This window comes from uncultured Ruegeria sp., from assembly GCF_947489545.1.
Lineage (GTDB): Bacteria > Pseudomonadota > Alphaproteobacteria > Rhodobacterales > Rhodobacteraceae > Ruegeria.
The window spans coordinates 174,205-192,910 of sequence record NZ_CANLDZ010000003.1; the positions used below are offsets into that span (position 1 = coordinate 174,205).

Below are 18,706 nucleotides of genomic sequence, written 5' to 3' on the forward strand. Positions count from 1 at the left end.
ATCTCAAATTGGACATCAGGCAAAACGCTCTAACGCCGAAACAAGATCCCTTGCGACTGCTTGTCCCTATGGTCCCCCCGCAGATCCGCATGCAGCGCGCGTCCTGCTTGGACCCCGGACCGAGAGCTGACGACCTCCAGCCAGCGCGCAAAGTGGGGTTTATCCTGCAGCACTTGCTGTTGGCCCTCCCATAAGCTGGCCCAACCCCAGACCGACATGTCTGCAATCGAGTAGAAATCGCCCGCGACGTATTCGTTTTCGGCCAGCCGCCGGTTCAGCACCCCGTATAGACGCGCGACCTCGGCTCGGTAGCGATCTTTGGCGTAGGGCAGGTTTTGCGGCGGATCCATCTGTGGGGCGTATTTTAGGAAGTGATGCGCCTGACCGGCCATCGGGCCCACGCCACCCATCTGCCACATCAACCATTCCTCAACCGCAATCCGGTCGCGTTCGGTATTACCGTAGAACTGACCTGTCTTGCGGGCCAGATACATCAGGATGGCACCGCTTTCGAAAACCGAGATCGGCGCGCCATCTGGACCTTTGGAATCAACGATGGCGGGCATCCGATTGTTGGGCGCGATCTTAAGAAAATTAGGTTCAAATTGATCGCCGTTGCCGATGTTGATCAGATGAGTGGTGTAGGGCAGCTCCATCTCTTCCAAAGCGATAGACACTTTCCAGCCGTTCGGCGTGGGCCAGAAATACAGGTCGATCGGGTGTGTCATGGGGCCTCCGCGTTTTGACTTGATCATGCGGTTTTCGGTGGGATCGGCAAGGTTGGTTACGAAACCGTGACAAATTATCGTCGGACTTGACGACCAAACACAGGGGGCGTATTGGCCTTTCAGAAGCTACGTGGCGATTTGTTACCGGATTGCGGGCCACGATAAACAACACCGCTAAAAGGTCAGGATGAAAGACCCCTTTCGCTTGACCGCGTCTGGGGTTTTTTTGTTGGGCGCTCCGGGTTCGGAGCCGAAAGGAATGACATGAGCGAGAGCTGGAACAAGCGCACCCAAGCCGTCCATGGCGGCATCCGTCGCAGTCAGTACAACGAAGTAAGCGAAGCGATCTTCCTGACACAGGGCTTCGTCTACGATACCGCCGAACAGGCCGAAGCCCGGTTTCTGGAATGTGGTCCGGATGAGTTCATTTACGCCCGTTACGGCAACCCCACCGTGTCCATGTTCGAGCAGCGCATTGCCGCGCTGGAAGGTGGCGAAGATGCATTTGCCACGGCGTCTGGCATGGCGGCAGTCAATGGTGCATTGACGTCTATGTTGAAGGCTGGCGATCATGTTGTTTCGGCCAAGGCGCTGTTTGGCTCATGCTTGTACATCCTCGAGAACATCCTGACCGGCTATGGCGTCGATGTGACGTTTGTTGACGGAACGGATCTGGAGCAATGGCAGGCGGCAATCCGCCCCGAGACCAAAGCAGTGTTCTTTGAATCCATGTCGAATCCGACACTGGAAGTGATCGACATTGCCGCTGTCTCCAAGTTGGCGCATGCCGTCGGGGCCGTCGTAATTGTGGACAATGTGTTCTCGACCCCGGTGTTTTCGCGCGCGATCGAGCAGGGGGCAGATGTCGTCGTCTATTCGGCCACCAAACACATAGACGGGCAGGGGCGTGCCCTGGGTGGCGTTATCATTGGCACCAAAGAGTTCATTCGCGGAACGGTCGAACCTTACTTGAAACACACCGGTGGTGCGCTAAGCCCCTTTAATGCGTGGATCATGCTCAAAGGGTTGGAAACCATGGCTTTGCGGGTCAATGCACAGGCAGACACCGCTTTGAAAATCGCAGAAGCGCTGGAAGCGCATGTGGCGTTGGAGCGGACTCTTTATCCAGGTCTAAAAACTCACGCGCAGAATGAATTGGTCCAGGCACAACTTGGCGGCAAAGGTGGCACGGTTCTTTCATTGGATATCAAGGGCGGCAAGGATGCTGCATTTGCGTTCCTGAACGCGATGACCATTCCAGTGATTTCCAACAATCTCGGGGACGCGAAATCGATCGCAACCCATCCCGCGACAACAACCCATCAGCGTCTGAGTGATGATCAGAAAGAAGAGCTAGGGATCACGCCGGGGCTGATCCGCTTGTCGGTTGGGCTGGAAGATGTCGGCGATCTTTTGGCTGACATACGGCAGGCACTGGACGTCTCACAAAGCTAGTTTGCGGCGGCGACCCGGCCTTTTGCAGGGCTGTAGCTTGGTCATTTGCGATGGAACGCACATCCCTTTGGCGGCAATTTCGTTTGGCATAGGCGCTTTAGGGCGCAAGGCGACCATTTTGCGCCGTTTTTTTCGATCCGGGCTGCAATATGACACGTATAGGGATAGACTGGAAAAAGACCGACAGTTGTATATATTCCTGCGACCAATCAAGGAACCCCATGCAATGAACGTTCATCCGCGCGACATTGACGAAACCCCTGATCGTGAACAGGCCGCTGAGGCCCTAAAGGTTCTGCGGGAATGGGCGCGATCAGCATCCGCAGCCGAGATCAGTCAGTTGGACCCGGCCGTCGCCCGTTTGATTCCTGGTCTAACGCCGGTGAGCTACCCGTCACTGACGCGGGAATACGCCGAAGATTTCACCGTTGATACAGCCTATCGTGCATCTTTGCCCGATTTGCAGAATGGTCCATCCAGTCTGATCCGTGGGGCCAAGCAGCAGATTCAGCATGTCGGCATCTCGAACTTCCGCCTGCCGATCCGGTTTCACCGCAAAGACGATGAAGATCTGACGCTGGAAACCTCGATCACTGGTACAGTCAGCCTTGAGGCCGAGAAAAAGGGCATCAACATGTCCCGGATCATGCGGTCTTTCTACAAGCACGCAGAACGCACCTTTAGTTTTGAGGTGATGGAAGCGGCTCTGAATGACTATATGACCGATCTGGAGAGCTTTGATGCACGTATCCAGATGCGCTTTTCCTATCCAGACAAGGTAACAAGCCTGCGATCTGGTCTGGAGGGGTATCAGTACTACGATATCGCGCTGGAACTGATCGAGCAAAATGGCGTGCGGCAAAAGATCATGCATCTCGACTATGTCTATTCGTCGACCTGTCCTTGTTCTCTTGAGTTGAGCGAACATGCGCGGTCGATGCGTGGTCAACTGGCGACCCCACATTCGCAACGGTCCGTGGCCCGGATTTCTGTAGTCGTGGATTGCGATGCCGATTGCCTCTGGTTCGAGGACCTGATCGCGCTGTGCCGTCGTGCGGTACCGACCGAAACTCAGGTGATGGTCAAGCGTGAAGATGAACAAGCGTTTGCAGAGTTGAACGCCGCCAATCCCATCTTCGTCGAAGATGCGGCGCGCTTGTTCTGTTCGGAGCTTCTTGCGGATCATCACGTTGGGGATTTCAGGATAATTGCCAGCCATCAGGAAAGCCTGCACAGCCATGATGCGGTTTCGATTCTGACAGAAGGGCCAACGTTTGAGGCGTCTAGCCTTGATCCGAGGTTGTTCACGACGTTGTTTCACATCGGCTGACCAGCGTGTAAGTCTCTAGAATTTAAAAAGATATCCCTTGAGTTGATGTTTTTTGCCGCGCCGCAGCAAAAAATGCTGCAATTGCGTTATAATCTGCGATACAGTGTGGACGAATGCTGCTGCAGCACGCGTGCGCCAATTATGGCGTGTTGCCCCGAAAGGAACCCGAGACGTGCGACGCCTTGGACTGCCATACCTTAACATCCGACCGAGCAATTGGAGCGGGCAGGGCACTTCATCATAAAGTTTCGAGCTGCGTCGCGATTACAGGAGAAATACGTTATGAATCCAATTACCCAACAGCTGGAGCTTCAGGCTGCTGCAGTTCGCGTCGCAGGATATGCGATGGTGAACCAGCTGAAGATCATGCAGATCATGACCCGATCAGCGATCGAGCTGCCGATGGCGTCTATCAGCGCGCTGAAAACACCAACTTCTGCGGAACCTTCCGCACCCAAGAAGCCGGCTCCAAAGCGTTCAGCAACAGCGAAGCCAGTTGCAAAACGCGCGAAACCCGGGGCTGTCAAAGCCTCGCCTGCCGCTAAAAAGCCTGCGCCAAAGCCAAAGCCGAAGTCGGAACCTGTTGTAGCGTTCTCTGCAAAGCCACGCGCCACCGCGGCTGCACCAAAGGCAAAGGCACAGCCCGCAGCGGTCGCAAAACCCGAAACGAAGCCTGCTGAGGCGTCGCCCAAACCTGTGGCTAAGCCGCCGAAATCAGCCGCCCGGAAAGCCGCTGCGCCAAAGACGCAAGCGGCTAAACCCGCCGTACGCAAAGTAGCTGCAACAAAACCATCACCTGCAGCGGTGTCAAATGTGACGACGGAGCAGCCTAAACCTGCGCACCAAGCACGCCAAAGCGCTTCGCCCAAAGCCACGCAAACGACCAAGCAGGTCACGTCTACAGAGAAGCCGAAACCACAACCCCGCCGGACGCGTGCACCTTCGAAACCACCTGTTTTGCCAGCAGTGACCGCGAAAACCGACAAGTAATCGTCGATCATCTGCTTGACACGGTCGGGCTGCCACGCCAACGCTGCGCGTCATGATGGATCTTCGCCCGGTCGGATATGTTATTGGCCTGCTGGTCGCCATTCTTGGGGCGACCATGCTGTTGCCTATGGTCGCCGACATGATCGAAGGCCGGGGTGAGTGGTATGTCTTTCTCGAAAGCGCTATCATCACGACGCTGGCCGGTGCCGTTCTGGCGATGAGCTGCGCAAATGGCGTCGGCGAAGGGCTAACGATCCGGCAGACCTTTTTGCTGACCACAGGCGTTTGGGTGGCCTTGCCAGTCTTTGGTGCAATCCCGTTTCTGTTCGGGGAAACCGATCTGCGGTTTGTCGATGCCTATTTCGAGGCGATGTCGGGTCTGACAACAACCGGATCAACCGTGATTTCAGGGCTGGATGCATTGCCGCGCGGATTGTTGTTGTGGCGCGGCATCCTGCAATGGTTGGGTGGTATCGGCATCATTGTCGTCGCCATGGTTTTCTTGCCTGAACTGCGCGTTGGCGGGATGCAGATCTTCCGCTCAGAAGGGTTTGAAACCATGGGCAAAATCCTGCCGCGCGCGCAGGAGATTGCTGGCCAAATTTCCCTGATCTACGTGTTTCTGACCGTCGTCTGCGTGCTGGTCTATACCGGGTTCGGGATGAGCTTTTTTGATGCCCTTGTGCATGCACTGACGACGATTTCGACGGGCGGATTTTCGAACTACGACGCCTCGTTTGGAACATTCTCAGGGCCTGTTGAATACGCGGCTTCGGTCTTTATGATTTTGGCAGCGTTGCCCTTTGTCAGATACGTCCAATTGGCAAACGGACACACCAGCCCTCTGTGGAAAGACAGCCAGATCCGTGCGTTTCTGGCCACGATTTTTGTGCTGGTGGTCATCATGTCGGTCTTTTTGACCTCGGTCTTCCCGCATCATTGGGAACAGGCCTTTCGGGAATCTTTGTTCAACATCACGTCGATCATTTCTGGCACAGGATATGCCAGCGTCGACTACATGGGGTGGGGCAGCTTTCCGATTATGTTGTTCTTTCTGATTGGCCTGATCGGAGGATGCGCGGGATCCACTGCTTGTTCCATCAAAGTGTTCCGCTACCAGCTTCTGTTCGCGTCGATCAAAACTCAGATTCGGCGGATCCGCTCGCCGCATGGTGTGTTCATGCCGCTCTATGATGGGCGCCCGGTCGGGCGGGATGTTCTGACCTCGGTCATGAGCTTTTTTATGTTCTTCGTGGTGTCGATGGGCGTTTTATCCTGGGCACTGGCTTTGACCGGGCTGGACTTCATCACATCTGTGTCGGGGGCGGCGACGGCCTTGGCAAATGTCGGGCCCGGTTTGGGCGATCAGATCGGACCGGCTGGCAATTTTGCAGGTCTGAACGACACTGCAAAATGGCTGCTGACGATTGGTATGCTTGTTGGGCGTCTCGAGCTTTTGGCTGTCTACGCCATCTTTACCGTTCAATTCTGGAGAGGCTGATGAAACGACCCCTTGGTGCGCAAATTTCGCACATGCTCAGGGATCGCGGCGTTGACGTGATTTTTGGCATTCCAGGCGTGCATAATCAGGAAATGTATCGTGGCATTGAAGAGGCCGGGATTAGCCATGTTCTTGCCCGTCACGAACAGGGTGCGGGGTTCATGGCTGACGGATACGCTCGCGCATCTGGTAAGCCCGGGGTTGCCTATGTGATTACGGGACCAGGCCTGTGCAACATCATGACCCCGATGGGGCAGGCCTACAGCGACTCGGTACCGATGCTGGTTCTGTCGTCTTGTCTGGACGAGGCACAGGCGCAAAGGGGCCAATTGCACCAGATGAAAGACCAGCGAGCTGCAGCGGACACAGTGGCGGACTGGTCTGCGCAGGCAGACACGGCCATGGCTGCCTATAGCCTGGTAGACCGCGCCTTCGAAGAATTCGAACTGTCACGTCCCCGCCCCAAGCACATACAGGTGCCGATTGCTCAACTTGAGGCTGGCGCGGACCCTGCGCCATTCCCCAATCAACCTGCACTACGGACCCAAGCCCTACCGCCTGACGTCGCGCCGGTCGTTTCCTTGCTGAACATTGCGCGCAGGCCCTTGTTTATCCTTGGCGGCGGATGCAGGTCTAATCATTGGCGGCAGATTCTAACACAACTTGGCGCGGCGTGTTTTACGACTTATGCCGGGCGGGGAATGGTTGGGCTTGACTTCGCGTTGGATTTTGGCGCGATGCTGCCGCGACCGGGCAGCGCCGAAGTGATTGCATCGGCAGATCTGGTGATTGCGGTCGGTGCAGAGTTGGGCGACGTCGATCTGTGGCGCAACGCCTTGGGCCATACGGCCAATCTGGTGCGCATCGATTTGGACCCCGAAGTGTTGTCGGACCATCACCGGGCAGCGGTGAAGATACAGGCCGACAGTGAGAGCTTTGCCCGTTCACTATGGGCCGCTACCGAAAGCGCGAAACCAGCCAGCGGCTGGACACCAGAAGAGGTTGCCGAGGCGCGTGCACGCTGGCGGGCCGAGGTTGATGCAGAACGGCCCGGCATTGTTCCGGTGGCGGATGCTCTGCGTGCAGCGATGCCGGCTGATACGATGATCTATTCGGACATGACCCAGTTTGCCTATGTCGCGAAAGAAGTCTGGGACATGGCCTATCCCCATCACTGGCACCACCCAACCGGGTTTGGGACATTGGGGTACGCATTGCCTGCCGGGATCGGTGGAGCGGTTGCGCGACGCGGCAAACCAACAGCAGTGATCGCAGGCGATTACGGCTTTCACTATACAATGCAAGAGCTTGGGGTCGCGGTCGAGCTTGGCTTACCCCTTCCGATTATCCTTTGGGACAATGGCAAACTCAAAGAGATCGAAGACAGCCTGGTGCGGGGGCAGATTGCGCCAAACGCGGTCGTGGCCCGCAACCCCGATTTTTGCAAACTTGCCGAAGCGTTCGGGGCACTATCTGCATCACCGACCAATTTGAGTGAGATGCAGAATGCGGTTCGCGCCGCACTCCAAGCGCCTGTACCCACCTTGATACACGTTACGCCGAACATTCTGTAGCTTTCCGAAAAAAGCGCCGCAATTCTGCGGCGCTTTCACTACTTAGATTGGAACTTGTTTAGTCCCAGCAATTGACCAGAACAGTCATACCTGCGGCACGGCGGTTCAACTCATTAGGCGAGATCTGCGCGCTTGCTTGCCCCGACTGACCTGAGACACCAGCTTGGGCCAGGATATCCGTCAACCGCTCAACCGATGCAGACAAGCTGACGGAGTCGGGAAGGGTGCGGCCTTCGGATGGCGTTGGCAGCAGCATTCCAACAACGTTTCCACTGTCGTTGAAGACAGGGCCACCGGCATCACCGGGTTGTGCGTTCAGTGCCAGACGTTTGACACCTTCCTCTCCGTCCAGACCTCGGATATCGGCGATTTGCCCATAGGTCAGTGTCGGCGCACCCAAAGCCCCTTGGTAGGAATACCCCGAGACGGCCACTTCGGACTGAATCCGGGGGCGATCTGCGCTGAACTCTGCCACACTCATCGGCGCTAGCGCCTGACTGGGTCGCAGAACCGAGACACCCAGATCGGCATCGGTCCACGCCACCTCGACCTCCTGATCGCCATCCAGGGTGATACGTGTGCAACTGTCGGCGGCCTCGGATACGGTCAAAACCGTGCCGCTGGCATCGGCAAAGAAACCTGACCGCGACAAACGTGGTTTGCGCACTTGAAGGCCAGAAACCAAATCGATCCGCTGTTCGGCATCCGCTCCGGCGCTGGCATCCAATACAGCTTCAGAGGTTTCAAAGCTGGACGCCATTGCAGCCAAAACTCTGATCCGGCGGGCTTCGTCGTTTTCTGGCCAAACCAGCGTGAACCCTTTGATCTGCCCGTCTTGAAGCTTTGCCTGGGTGTAGGAGACGATGCCGTTTCCACGCCCTTCCAGAGTAAAACGATCCCCTTTCAATTCACGGGGGCCATTCAGCGGTACGATTTCCAGGGACTGCATCACGTCATAAAGCGCGCGCAAGGTGGATTTGGTGCCGTCCTGGCTGATCAGAAGCGCTTTGGCGCCCAGATCGGTTGAGCTTTGGAAATGGACGAACGGCGCCTTGTACTGATCAAACTCAATTGCGCCCAGTGGCATGTCCATCGCAATGCCTGCCTGATCGTCCGAATAGAGCGCCATTCCAACGCTGATCAAGGGGGCGTTGTACTCCTCCATCAAAGCCTGCCGCTGCAGGGTGGTCAGAACGCCAGTTGGTTCGTACCCGTTGAAACGCTGCCAGTCGCCCATGGATCGGCGTGTGCCTTGGCCGAACGCGCCATCGATGGTCGAGTTGTAGAACCCGGCTGCCTGCAACGCGGTCTGAAGGTCCTTACGTTCCTGCGCGGTCAGAAGGCGTTCGTTTTGCAGGGCTTCCGACCGGGTTTCGTCTGTGCTTTGCGGTTGAATTTCGGTCAGGTTTTGTTCTGGCTGCACTTCGGGCTCTACCGGGGGCGTAACGGCGCCACGATTCAGCACATTTGCTCCGATCGGCCAAAACTGTTGTCCTAAGGTATTGGAGAACGCAACGAAGCTATCCGATGGTATCTGACCTTCGGCGCGGTACACCCGCAGGACCTGTTCTGCATCGCTGCGCAAATAGGGGCCAACGACGATTGCGTACCAGCCGCTGTTCAGGCGAAACCCGTTCACGTCAGGCAATGTGTTGGCATAAGCCTGCGCCCGGTCCCGTGCTTTACGAAGTGACGGTTGGGCTTCGACTTGGACCCAAACGCCCGGATCCTGTTGGGCCGTCGCGGCACGCAGGCCAAACATAAGAAACAATAAAGTAGCTGATAAAATGCGTGTCATCTTCCGCCCGTCTTGTGCAGTGTTTGTTCTTTGGCGCAGAGTACGCGATTTCACCCGACGAATACCATGCTGAGATGAACGGGTTTCTAGGGTGTGGCCGCGCAGTTACAGCAATAAGCCATTGGCCCGTTGACGCCCCTTTGCCCCTTGCATAGGAAGGGCAAAACCGACCGGAACCGGGCGCTGATGCGTCCAAAGGGAATGTCATGACCGAACCGTCCAGCGCACCTCGATCTTTTCAGGAGATTATCCTGCGACTTCAGTCCTATTGGGCGTCCAAGGGCTGTGCCATTCTACAACCCTATGACATGGAAGTTGGGGCAGGGACGTTCCATCCCGCGACGACGCTGCGCGCGTTGGGATCAAAAGCTTGGGCCGCAGCTTACGTGCAGCCGTCACGCCGTCCCACCGACGGGCGATATGGTGAGAACCCGAACCGGTTGCAGCATTATTATCAGTATCAGGTTCTGATCAAACCCAGCCCACCAGATTTGCAAGAGCTTTATCTTGGTTCATTGCGGGCCATCGGCATTGATATGGATCTGCACGACATCCGCTTTGTCGAAGATGACTGGGAAAGCCCCACGCTGGGTGCTTGGGGTCTGGGCTGGGAGGTCTGGTGCGACGGCATGGAAGTCAGCCAGTTCACCTACTTCCAGCAGGTCGGTGGCCATGACTGCGCGCCTGTTTCGGGCGAGTTGACTTATGGCTTGGAGCGTCTGGCGATGTATGTGTTGGGCATCGACCATGTGATGGACATGCCCTTTAACGATCCGCAATCCCCCAGCCCGCTGACCTATGGCGATATCTTCAAGCAAACCGAAGAGGAATACGCCCGCTGGAACTTTGACGTGGCTAATACCGAAGTTCTATTGCGCCATTTCGAAGAGGCTGAAGCCGAATGTGCCAGCATTCTGGCGCAGGAACATGACGATCCTAAAACCGGCAAACGCATTGTCATGGCGCACCCGGCCTATGACCAGTGCATCAAGGCCAGCCATATTTTCAATCTGCTTGACGCGCGCGGCGTGATCTCGGTGACCGAACGCCAAGCCTATATCGGCCGGGTGCGCGCATTGGCCAAACAATGCGCCGATGCGTTTGTTCAGACCGAGGCCGCCGGGCATACGGCCTGATGGGCCGCTCAGGCCAATCCCGGCAACAAGACCTTAAGGCCATCTGCGATCATGCCAATCGCGATGGCCGACAGGATCATGCCCATGAACCGGCTCATGATCACGCGCGCGTTCTCGGACAAGCGCTTGGCCAACCACGCGGCATTCCAGAAGGTGATCAGCAGCAGCAGCACAACGGTCAGAAAAACACCTGCAAAGACAACGGCTTCGGTGACCTTTGTCACATGATGGGCATAGAGTATCAGCGTGGTAATCGTTCCCGGCCCAACCAGAATGGGGAATGCCAGAGGGTAAAAAGCCACCGTGTCGGGCGACGGATAAGACCGTTTCTCACCTTCGGTCCCGTGATGCGAACTGCTTTCGCTGCCGTTCAACATGTTCATCCCAATCATCAGGACAACCAGACCTCCGGCCACGCGCAAATGATTGACCGTGATGCCGAACAAACCCAGGGTCTGACTGCCAATAGACGCAAAAGCGCCGCCAAGGATCAAACAATAGAGGCAGGTTTTCAAAGCGACTTTTCTTTGGTCAGCCGCAGGAAGATCTTGTGTGACGCTCAGAAAAACCGGCAAGTTGCTGATCGGGTTCATGATCGCAAAGAGCGCGCCGAAAAATCCTACGGCAAGGGTCGTTTCCATAAAAGCAGCCTCAGCTTTGCCTGTTCCGCAATGGAACCTGTCCTATTTCTAAGCCACTTGAAAGAGCCTGCGTAAAAGGAAGAGCGAAAAAATGACTGGAAAGGTTCTGGCACTCATACTTTTGTTATCCGCCACGATTGCTGGCTCGGGCATGTATTACTTGCAGGTCTATGGCTACTATTACACTGTTCAGCACAATCCCGGCGCGGATGTGGTGTTACTGGCCGAAGGTGCGGATAGACCGCAACCCATCCCCTATACCGGCTTTCAGGCGATTGATGCCGACAGCTCTCCGATCCGATATCGTGCATGCTTTGAAACTGAATTGACGCTGGATGAATTGCGCGCCACCTACATACCCGCCGAGGAGGCAACGCCGCTGACTGCGCCCGGTTGGTTTGACTGCTACGATGCCATCGAGCTAGCAGATGCCATGAAAACAGGTCAGGCAGAAGCGTTCATTGGCGTGAAGAACGTCCATTTCGGAGTGGACCGCATTGTGGCAGTAACGCAGGATGGCCGAGGTTTCATCTGGCACGTTCTGAACAATTGCGGCGAGAAAGCCTATGACGGTACGGTCGTCGGCGAAGAATGTCCGCCCAGACCGCAGAGTTGAGATGCAGATGGCCGAGCAAATCCTGGAAATTCCGGCTTTTATTACGGTAACACTCGGTTTCGCCGTCTATCTTCTTGGTGCTGAAATCAATGCGCGTGTCGCTGTTCTGCGGCAGTTCAACATCCCCGAACCGGTTACCGGTGGCCTCTTGGCGTCGCTGGTGGTTTTGGCGCTGTACCTGCTGTTCGGCATGGAGATGAACTTCGATCTGGCGGCCCGAGATTTCCTTTTGGTGGTTTTCTTTGCCGGAATTGGGTTGAATGCACGACTTGCTGATTTGATTGCAGGCGGCAAGCCACTGCTTTTGCTATTGGTTTTGACACTGGCGACGATTGTCTTTCAGAACGTCATTGGTGCGGCCGGTGCGGTTACCTTTGGATATCCGGCCCAGGCGGGAGTTCTGTTCGGGTCCGCGTCATTGATTGGGGGGCACGGAACAGCCATCGCATGGGCCCCGGAAGTGACCGCAGTGACCGGGCTGGACGGAGCGACGGAATTGGGCGTCGCTGTTGCCACGCTGGGTCTGGTCCTGGCAGCGTTAGTCGGCGGCCCAATTGCGCGGTTTCTGGTCGAAGGTCGAAACCTCAGCCCGTCGCGGCCTGAGGAAGAGCACACCATTGGTGTTCCGGACAACCAAGATGAAGCAGCACCGCTGATCGATCACCTGACGATCATGCGCGTTTTGCTGTACCTGAACCTGGCGATAATCGCCGGATTTTTTCTAAGCGAAGCGATCACAGCAGCGGGCCTGAAGCTGCCTCTTTTTGTGCCTTGCCTGATCATGGGCATCGTGATTGCCAATATGCGCGCGCTGACGGCACCAAATGCCCCAGCCGTTTCGCGGACGCCATCGCTGGCACTGATATCGGAATTCTCACTAGGCGCGTTTCTCGCAATGTCGCTTATGAGTCTACAGCTATGGACCATCGCCGAACTGGGACTGGCAATCGTGGTCATTATGACCGCGCAGACATTGTTTGCTGTTGGTTTCGTGATCTGGGTGCTGTTTCCCGTGATGGGCGGTAACTACCGTGCAGCTGTTTTGTCCGCCGGGTTCGGGGGCTTTGCGCTCGGTGCGACCCCAACGGCAATCGCCAATATGACAGCAGTCACCAAACGATATGGGCCGTCACCTATTGCCTTTATTGTGCTCCCCCTTGTATCCGCCTTCTTTGTGGACATCGCCAATGCCATCGTCATCCAGACGATCGTCAACTTCTAAGGACCAAAAATGCCCGACCTGCTGATCGAACTGTTTTCCGAGGAGATCCCCGCGCGCATGCAAACCCGCGCAGGTGAAGACCTGAAAAAGCGGATCACCGATGGTTTGGTTGAGGCCGGTCTGACCTATGCCGGGGCGGCAGCCCTGACGACTCCGCGCCGTCTGACACTGGCAGTCGAAGGCTTGTTGGCGGAAAGCCCAACTGTTCGCGATGAACGCAAAGGACCAAAGGTTGGCGCACCGGACAAAGCCATTGAAGGGTTTCTGCGCGGGGCAGGGCTGACCCGTGATCAGTTGGAAGAACGTGAAACCCCCAAAGGTTCTGTATATTTCGCCACCATTGAGAAACCCGGTCGCCCAGCTGCCGAGATCGTAGCCGAAGTTCTTGAGGCGACGATCCGCGATTTTCCGTGGCCCAAGTCGATGCGCTGGGGCAGCGGCGCGATGCGCTGGGTACGTCCTTTGCATTCGATCCTATGTATTCTGAGTGATGAGACCGGCGCACATATCATGCCGCTTGAGGTCGAGGGGATTACGTCCGGTGACACGACCGAGGGGCATCGTTTCATGGCCCCGAAGCGGTTTGCCGTTTCTTCGTTCGAGGACTATGCGACCAAGCTGAAACGCGCCTTTGTGGTTCTGTCGCCGGATGAGCGCGCCGAGCATATCTGGAACGATGCCAAGAACATGGCTTTTGCGGCCGGATTGGAAGTGGTCGAGGACCGGGGCCTGTTGGCCGAAGTTGCCGGGTTGGTCGAATGGCCGGTTGTGCTGATGGGTCAGATTGATGAAGAATTCCTTGATCTGCCGCCCGAGGTTCTGCAGACCTCGATGAAGGAACACCAGAAGTTCTTCTCGGTCCGCAACCCAAAAACCGGGCGAATCGAACGGTTCATCACCGTCGCCAACCGCGAGACCGCAGACAATGGCGCGACCATTCTGGCAGGGAACCAAAAGGTGCTGTCGGCGCGTCTGGCAGATGCTAAATTCTTTTGGGAGAACGATCTGCGCATCGTCAAGTCCGACGGATTTGAGCCGTGGGTTAGTCGACTCGAAAATGTTACTTTCCACGCCAAACTCGGATCTCAGGGTGAGCGGGTCAGCCGTATTGCTGCACTGGCCTATGAGTTGGCCCCAGCCGTGGGGGCGGACCGCGAACTGTCGATGATGGCAGCGCAGGGGTGCAAGGCCGATTTGTCGTCCGAAATGGTTTTCGAATTCCCGGAACTGCAAGGCCTTATGGGGCGCTACTATGCTGCGGCCGCAGACTTGCCTGAAGCGGTAGGGCTGGCAAGTGAGGAGCATTACTCGCCCTTGGGTCCCTCAGACAGTGTTCCCAACGCACCAGTGTCGATAGCGGTCGCGCTTGCCGACAAGCTGGATACGTTGACCGGGTTTTGGGCAATCGATGAAAAGCCAACCGGCTCGAAGGATCCTTTTGCGCTGCGCCGTGCAGCCTTGGGCGTGACCCGCCTGATTCTGGAAAACGACCTGAGGCTTCGATTGGATCGCTTTTTTGACAGTCAGTTTGTGCGGATCGAAAGCGGGATCAACGGCAATTTCTCGGCTGAATCAGTCGAGGATTTGTTAGAAGAGATCGCTGAACATGGCGTGTTCGGCGCAGCGTTCCAAGCTGTGAAGGTAAAAATCGGGGATACCCCTCCTGCGGGTTTTCTTGAACTTGAGCAAAAGGTTCCTGACGCATCTGACGATCTCCTCTCCTTCTTCCACGATCGTCTTAAAGTCTTTCTCCGCGACGAAGGAATCCGCCACGACGTCATCGACGCCTGCATCGCGATGGAGGGCAATGACGACCTCAACCTGCTGGTCAAACGTGCCCGTGCACTGAATGCGGTGATTGCGACCGAGGATGGGGAAAACCTCGTGCAGGGTTTCAAGCGGGCCAACAATATCCTGGCTCAGGCTGAGGAAAAGGACGGCGTCGAATACTCCTACGGGGCGGATGTGAAATTTGCCGAGACCGAGAGCGAAAAGGCGTTGTTCGCGGCATTGGACGCGGCACAGGCCAAGATCGATCCGGCGCAGAAAGCCGAAGATTTCCCGGCCGCCATGGCGGCGATGGCTGCGCTGCGCGGGCCGGTGGATGCGTTTTTCGAGGATGTTCAGGTTAATACCGACAATGACATTCTACGTCGTAACCGATTGAACTTGCTTAGCCAGATCCGGCAGATCTGTTCCAGCGTTGCGGATCTGACGAAAATCGAAGGATAAAGCCACAGGCCCGTGTCACAACGCGCCCAGATCACCCTTGCGCGAAGGGCGCAGGCGCTTATGCTGCGGGCAAATCAAAAGGTGCCGCAGTGCAGAATAATCCGCATACCACGCTTATCACATCCAAAGCGCCTGTCGCCGCAAGTACACATGGCGGTCGGGCAAAGTGTCTGCAACGCCTTGTTCGGCTGGACCTGCCGGTTCCGCGCACGGTCGCATTGTCATTTGATGCAGTTCATCGAATTGCCGAGGGGCATGTTCCTGATCTGGCCGCGATCTTGGAACAGTTTGATCCGACAGCTCTGCTTTGTGTTCGACCCAGTTCTGAAGACCCTGATTGGGGTGGTCCGGGGGCGGTGCTGAACATTGGTATGAACGATGCACGCTATGTCGATCTGTCAGATAAGATGGGGGTCGAGGCGGCAGCAGCATTGTATCTGAGGTTCGTACAAAGCTATGCGATTCATGTGGCGCGGCTGGACGCTGATGTGTTTGACGACATTGAAGCGGATGGTCGGGAAGGCTTGCGCCTGTCCTTGCGTGCTTATGAAGACGAGACGGATGAAGCCTTTCCGCAAGACAGGGGCGAACAGTTGGTCGCAGTTCTGCGATCAATGGCGCGAGCCTGGGATGGCACGTCAGCCAGATTGTTGCGGCAGGCAAAAGGTGCCCCAGCGGATGCCGGATTGGGGTTGGTCATACAAGAGATGATCCCAGGCGTCGGGCAGGGTGAGTGTGGATCTGGCGTTCTGCAACTTGTTGATTCCACAACCGGTATGCCGCAGATCACCGGTCGATACCTTAGCCAAAGTCAGGGCAGGGACGCACTGGGAGAGGGTGTCGCTGCCCTGTTCCTCGAGAGGGACTCGCGTGGTCCGTCGCTGGAAGAGGTTGCGCCCAAAGCCTTTGCAGAACTGAAGGCTCAGGCCGCTTTGATGCGCCAGAAGCTGCGCGAAGAAATGCAGGTCGAGTTTGTGATCGAAAACGGCCATGTTCACATTCTTGATGGTGTGCGGGTGCAGCGCAGCGCCCGCGCTGCCATGCGGATTGCCGTGCGGCTAGCCGAGGATGGCATCCTGCCGCCACAAGAGGCGGTGATGCGCGTTGATCCTCATGCATTAAACGAACTTCTGCACCGGCAAGTACATCCCGAAGCACGGCGCGATGTTCTGACAACTGGCATTGCAGCAAGCCCCGGCGCGTCGACCGGGAAGATTGTCTTTACAGCGGCCGAGGCACAAGCCAGCGCAGCGCGTGGTGAAGCGTGTATTCTTGTCCGGCGCGAGACATCACCCGAAGATGTGCGGGGTATGCATGCCGCGGTCGCCGTTTTGACCGAGAAGGGCGGCATGACCAGCCACGCAGCCGTGATCGGCCGAGGTTTGGGGCTGCCTTGTATTGTCGGCGCTTCGGATATGCGGTTTCAGACTAAGAAGAAATTGCTGACGGCCCCGGATGGCCGGGTTTTCAAAACCGGTGATGTTCTGACGATTGACGGCACTTCGGGTCAAGTGCTGGCAGGACAGCCTGCAATGCTCGAAGCGGTCTTTGATGACTGTTTCCAGACACTGATGGCCTGGGCCGATGCCGAGCGCGACATCGAAATCCGTGCCAACGCCGACACGCCTTCAGACGCGCAGACAGCCCGTAACTTCCAGGCCCAGGGTATCGGTTTGTGCCGGACCGAACATATGTTCTTCGATCCTGGCCGCCTGATCGTGATGCGCGAGATGATCTTTGCCCAAACCTCTTCTGGTCGTGCGGCGGTATTAGAACGCCTGCTTCCGATGCAGCGTGAAGACTTCATGGAACTTTTCCGGATCATGGAAGGTCAACCGGTCTGTATCCGTTTGTTCGATCCGCCGCTGCACGAATTCCTGCCAACCACCCGCAACGGACAGCGTGAGCTGGCCGAGGCACTAGATCTACCGATTTCGGACGTTGAACGCCGGGTCGATTCTATGACTGAATACAACCCGATGCTGGGGCTGCGCGGCGTTCGGCTGGGTGTCACTGTGCCAGAAATCTACGATATGCAGGCGCGGGCAATTTTTGAGGCCTCTTTGGAGGCCCGCAAGAACGGTGCGCCGGTGGTGCCCGAAGTCATGATCCCGTTGGTTTCTGCCAAACGCGAGGTTGAGCTGGTCAAATCCCGTATCGATTCAGTGGCAGCTGCGGTTGCCGCAGAGTTCGGGCAAGAGTTCGAATATCGACTCGGCGTGATGGTGGAAACGCCACGGGCGTGTTTGCGCGCTGAAGAGATCGCACCCAACACATCCTTTTTGAGCTTTGGAACAAATGACCTAACCCAGATGACTTATGGTCTCTCGCGAGACGATGCCGGGCGGTTTATGTCGGCATATGTCCGACAAGGCGTATTTACCGAAGATCCGTTTCATGTTCTTGATCCCGATGGGGTCGGAGAGTTGTTGAAGCTCGGGGCCGAGCGTGGGCGTGCTGCAAAGCCGGATGTTACTCTGTCGGTGTGCGGCGAGCATGGCGGCAATCCCGAATCAATCGCCATTTGCCGGGACCTTGGCTTTGACTACGTGTCATGTTCTCCGTTCCGGGTGCCGGTCGCTCGGCTGGCTGCCGCTCAACTGGCAATTTCATCCAGACTTGGGGGTTGACATAGCCTCAAAGCCCTAAGAATAGTGGTTTAAGCATGGGCCCGGGGTCAAATTTTTTGACCTAACGGGCGGTTTTCCACTTGCTTTTTCTTCTGATCTGGACGTTTGCCCAAGACTGGGGTAATTGCCTCGTCGCGCCCGCCGGGGGAGGGTTTGGCGCGTATAGTGCCTGTGCGAGGTTATCTGATGCTACGTTATATAATGGCTGTTGCCACACTGGCAGCAACCATGCTGCCAAGTGCGTCCTTCGCCGAGAGGGAAGCAACCGATTCTGCCAAGGAAGAACTTGTTGCCCGCAATGAATTGCCGGCGCAAAGCTTTCGTGACTATCTGAAATTGTTCAAGCCCCGCAAAGCGGTTGAGCCGATCACAGTATCCTACTCCAAGGATTGGTTGGACCAACAACCCAACGCGGCCGGTGACGAGAACTGGAAGTGCCTGTCTGAGGCGTTGTATTTCGAAGCGCGTGGCGAAAGCGTGCGCGGTCAGTTTGCTGTGGCCGAGGTTATTTTGAACCGGGTCAAAAGTAGTCGTTTCCCAAACTCTCTTTGTGGGGTGATCCGTCAGGGCACTGGTAAGAAGTATCAGTGCCAATTCACATATACTTGTGATGGCCAAAAAGAAGTGATCCACGAAAAGAAGGCGTATGAGCGTGTGTCCAAAGTGGCTCGGGCCGCAATAGATGGGGTGGCTAAAGAGCTGACCGAAGGGGCAACTCACTATCACACCACCGCCGTGCGTCCATCCTGGGCCAAAGTGTACAAGCAAACTGCACGGATCGGTGTGCATCTTTTCTATCGCCACAACTACCGCACCGCGAGCAACTGATTGACGCATCTGCGCTGGAAGCTTG

At 56.5% G+C, this 18,706-nt stretch carries 14 protein-coding genes and 1 riboswitch; of the genes, 10 read left to right on the top strand and 4 right to left on the bottom strand.

Going from position 1 to position 18,706, the window contains the following annotated elements; genetic code table 11:
• Positions 1 to 29 precede the first annotated feature (29 nt).
• Positions 30 to 728 carry a glutathione S-transferase N-terminal domain-containing protein gene (locus tag Q1B13_RS05810; protein WP_299078278.1) on the bottom strand — a complete coding sequence of 233 codons (699 nt, stop codon included), beginning with the start codon at positions 726 to 728 and terminating at the stop codon, positions 30 to 32.
• A 120-nt stretch (positions 729 to 848) separates the two neighbouring features.
• Positions 849 to 926, top strand: a riboswitch (SAM riboswitch).
• Between the two features lie 66 nt (positions 927 to 992).
• Here Q1B13_RS05810 and metZ point away from each other — a divergent pair.
• Both metZ and folE2 read left to right on the top strand, forming a co-directional pair.
• Complete coding sequence (gene metZ, locus Q1B13_RS05815) at positions 993 to 2,183, top strand: O-succinylhomoserine sulfhydrylase (protein WP_299078280.1); 1,191 nt, start codon at positions 993 to 995, stop codon at positions 2,181 to 2,183.
• Between the two features lie 226 nt (positions 2,184 to 2,409).
• Positions 2,410 to 3,513 carry a GTP cyclohydrolase FolE2 gene (gene folE2, locus Q1B13_RS05820; RefSeq protein ID WP_299078282.1) on the top strand — a complete coding sequence of 368 codons (1,104 nt, stop codon included), beginning with the start codon at positions 2,410 to 2,412 and terminating at the stop codon, positions 3,511 to 3,513.
• A 311-nt stretch (positions 3,514 to 3,824) separates the two neighbouring features.
• Here the strand turns inward: folE2 and Q1B13_RS05825 are convergent, their stop codons facing one another.
• Positions 3,825 to 4,514, bottom strand: a complete 690-nt coding sequence (locus Q1B13_RS05825) for a hypothetical protein (RefSeq protein WP_299078284.1) — start codon at positions 4,512 to 4,514, stop codon at positions 3,825 to 3,827.
• Between the two features lie 41 nt (positions 4,515 to 4,555).
• On the opposite strand from Q1B13_RS05825, the gene Q1B13_RS05830 reads away from it, so the two are divergent.
• Positions 4,556 to 6,004: a TrkH family potassium uptake protein gene (locus Q1B13_RS05830; protein ID WP_298932594.1), complete on the top strand. Its 1,449-nt coding sequence runs from the start codon at positions 4,556 to 4,558 to the stop codon at positions 6,002 to 6,004.
• A complete protein-coding gene (locus tag Q1B13_RS05835) occupies positions 6,004 to 7,578 on the top strand; it encodes a thiamine pyrophosphate-binding protein (protein ID WP_299078287.1) in 1,575 nt (524 codons plus the stop codon). Before Q1B13_RS05830 ends, Q1B13_RS05835 begins: the two co-directional genes overlap by 1 nt.
• Before the next feature lie 58 nt (positions 7,579 to 7,636).
• On the opposite strand, the gene Q1B13_RS05840 is transcribed toward Q1B13_RS05835, so the two are convergent.
• Positions 7,637 to 9,376: a serine protease gene (locus tag Q1B13_RS05840; protein WP_299078289.1), complete on the bottom strand. Its 1,740-nt coding sequence runs from the start codon at positions 9,374 to 9,376 to the stop codon at positions 7,637 to 7,639.
• 206 nt (positions 9,377 to 9,582) lie between these two features.
• Here Q1B13_RS05840 and Q1B13_RS05845 point away from each other — a divergent pair, with 206 nt between their 5' ends.
• Complete coding sequence (locus Q1B13_RS05845; protein WP_298932588.1) at positions 9,583 to 10,512, top strand: glycine--tRNA ligase subunit alpha; 930 nt, start codon at positions 9,583 to 9,585, stop codon at positions 10,510 to 10,512.
• Positions 10,513 to 10,520: 8 nt separating this feature from the next.
• On the opposite strand, the gene Q1B13_RS05850 is transcribed toward Q1B13_RS05845, so the two are convergent.
• A complete protein-coding gene (locus Q1B13_RS05850) occupies positions 10,521 to 11,153 on the bottom strand; it encodes a MarC family protein (protein ID WP_299078291.1) in 633 nt (210 codons plus the stop codon).
• Between the two features lie 91 nt (positions 11,154 to 11,244).
• On the opposite strand from Q1B13_RS05850, the gene Q1B13_RS05855 reads away from it, so the two are divergent.
• The 5 genes from Q1B13_RS05855 to Q1B13_RS05875 all read left to right on the top strand — a co-directional run bounded on the left by Q1B13_RS05855 (position 11,245) and on the right by Q1B13_RS05875 (position 18,681).
• Positions 11,245 to 11,769, top strand: coding sequence for a DUF6446 family protein (locus tag Q1B13_RS05855; RefSeq protein ID WP_299078294.1), 525 nt, complete (start codon positions 11,245 to 11,247; stop codon positions 11,767 to 11,769).
• 7 nt (positions 11,770 to 11,776) lie between these two features.
• Complete coding sequence (gltS, locus tag Q1B13_RS05860) at positions 11,777 to 12,991, top strand: sodium/glutamate symporter (RefSeq protein WP_299078297.1); 1,215 nt, start codon at positions 11,777 to 11,779, stop codon at positions 12,989 to 12,991.
• A gap of 9 nt (positions 12,992 to 13,000) precedes the next feature.
• On the top strand, positions 13,001 to 15,223 hold the full coding sequence (glyS, locus tag Q1B13_RS05865; protein ID WP_299078300.1) for a glycine--tRNA ligase subunit beta: 2,223 nt from the start codon (positions 13,001 to 13,003) through the stop codon (positions 15,221 to 15,223).
• An 89-nt stretch (positions 15,224 to 15,312) separates the two neighbouring features.
• The gene (locus Q1B13_RS05870) at positions 15,313 to 17,853 is read left to right on the top strand and encodes a putative PEP-binding protein (RefSeq protein WP_299078302.1); all 2,541 of its coding nucleotides are present in this window, start codon (positions 15,313 to 15,315) and stop codon (positions 17,851 to 17,853) included.
• 186 nt (positions 17,854 to 18,039) lie between these two features.
• Positions 18,040 to 18,681: a cell wall hydrolase gene (locus tag Q1B13_RS05875; protein ID WP_298932578.1), complete on the top strand. Its 642-nt coding sequence runs from the start codon at positions 18,040 to 18,042 to the stop codon at positions 18,679 to 18,681.
• Positions 18,682 to 18,706 lie beyond the last annotated feature (25 nt).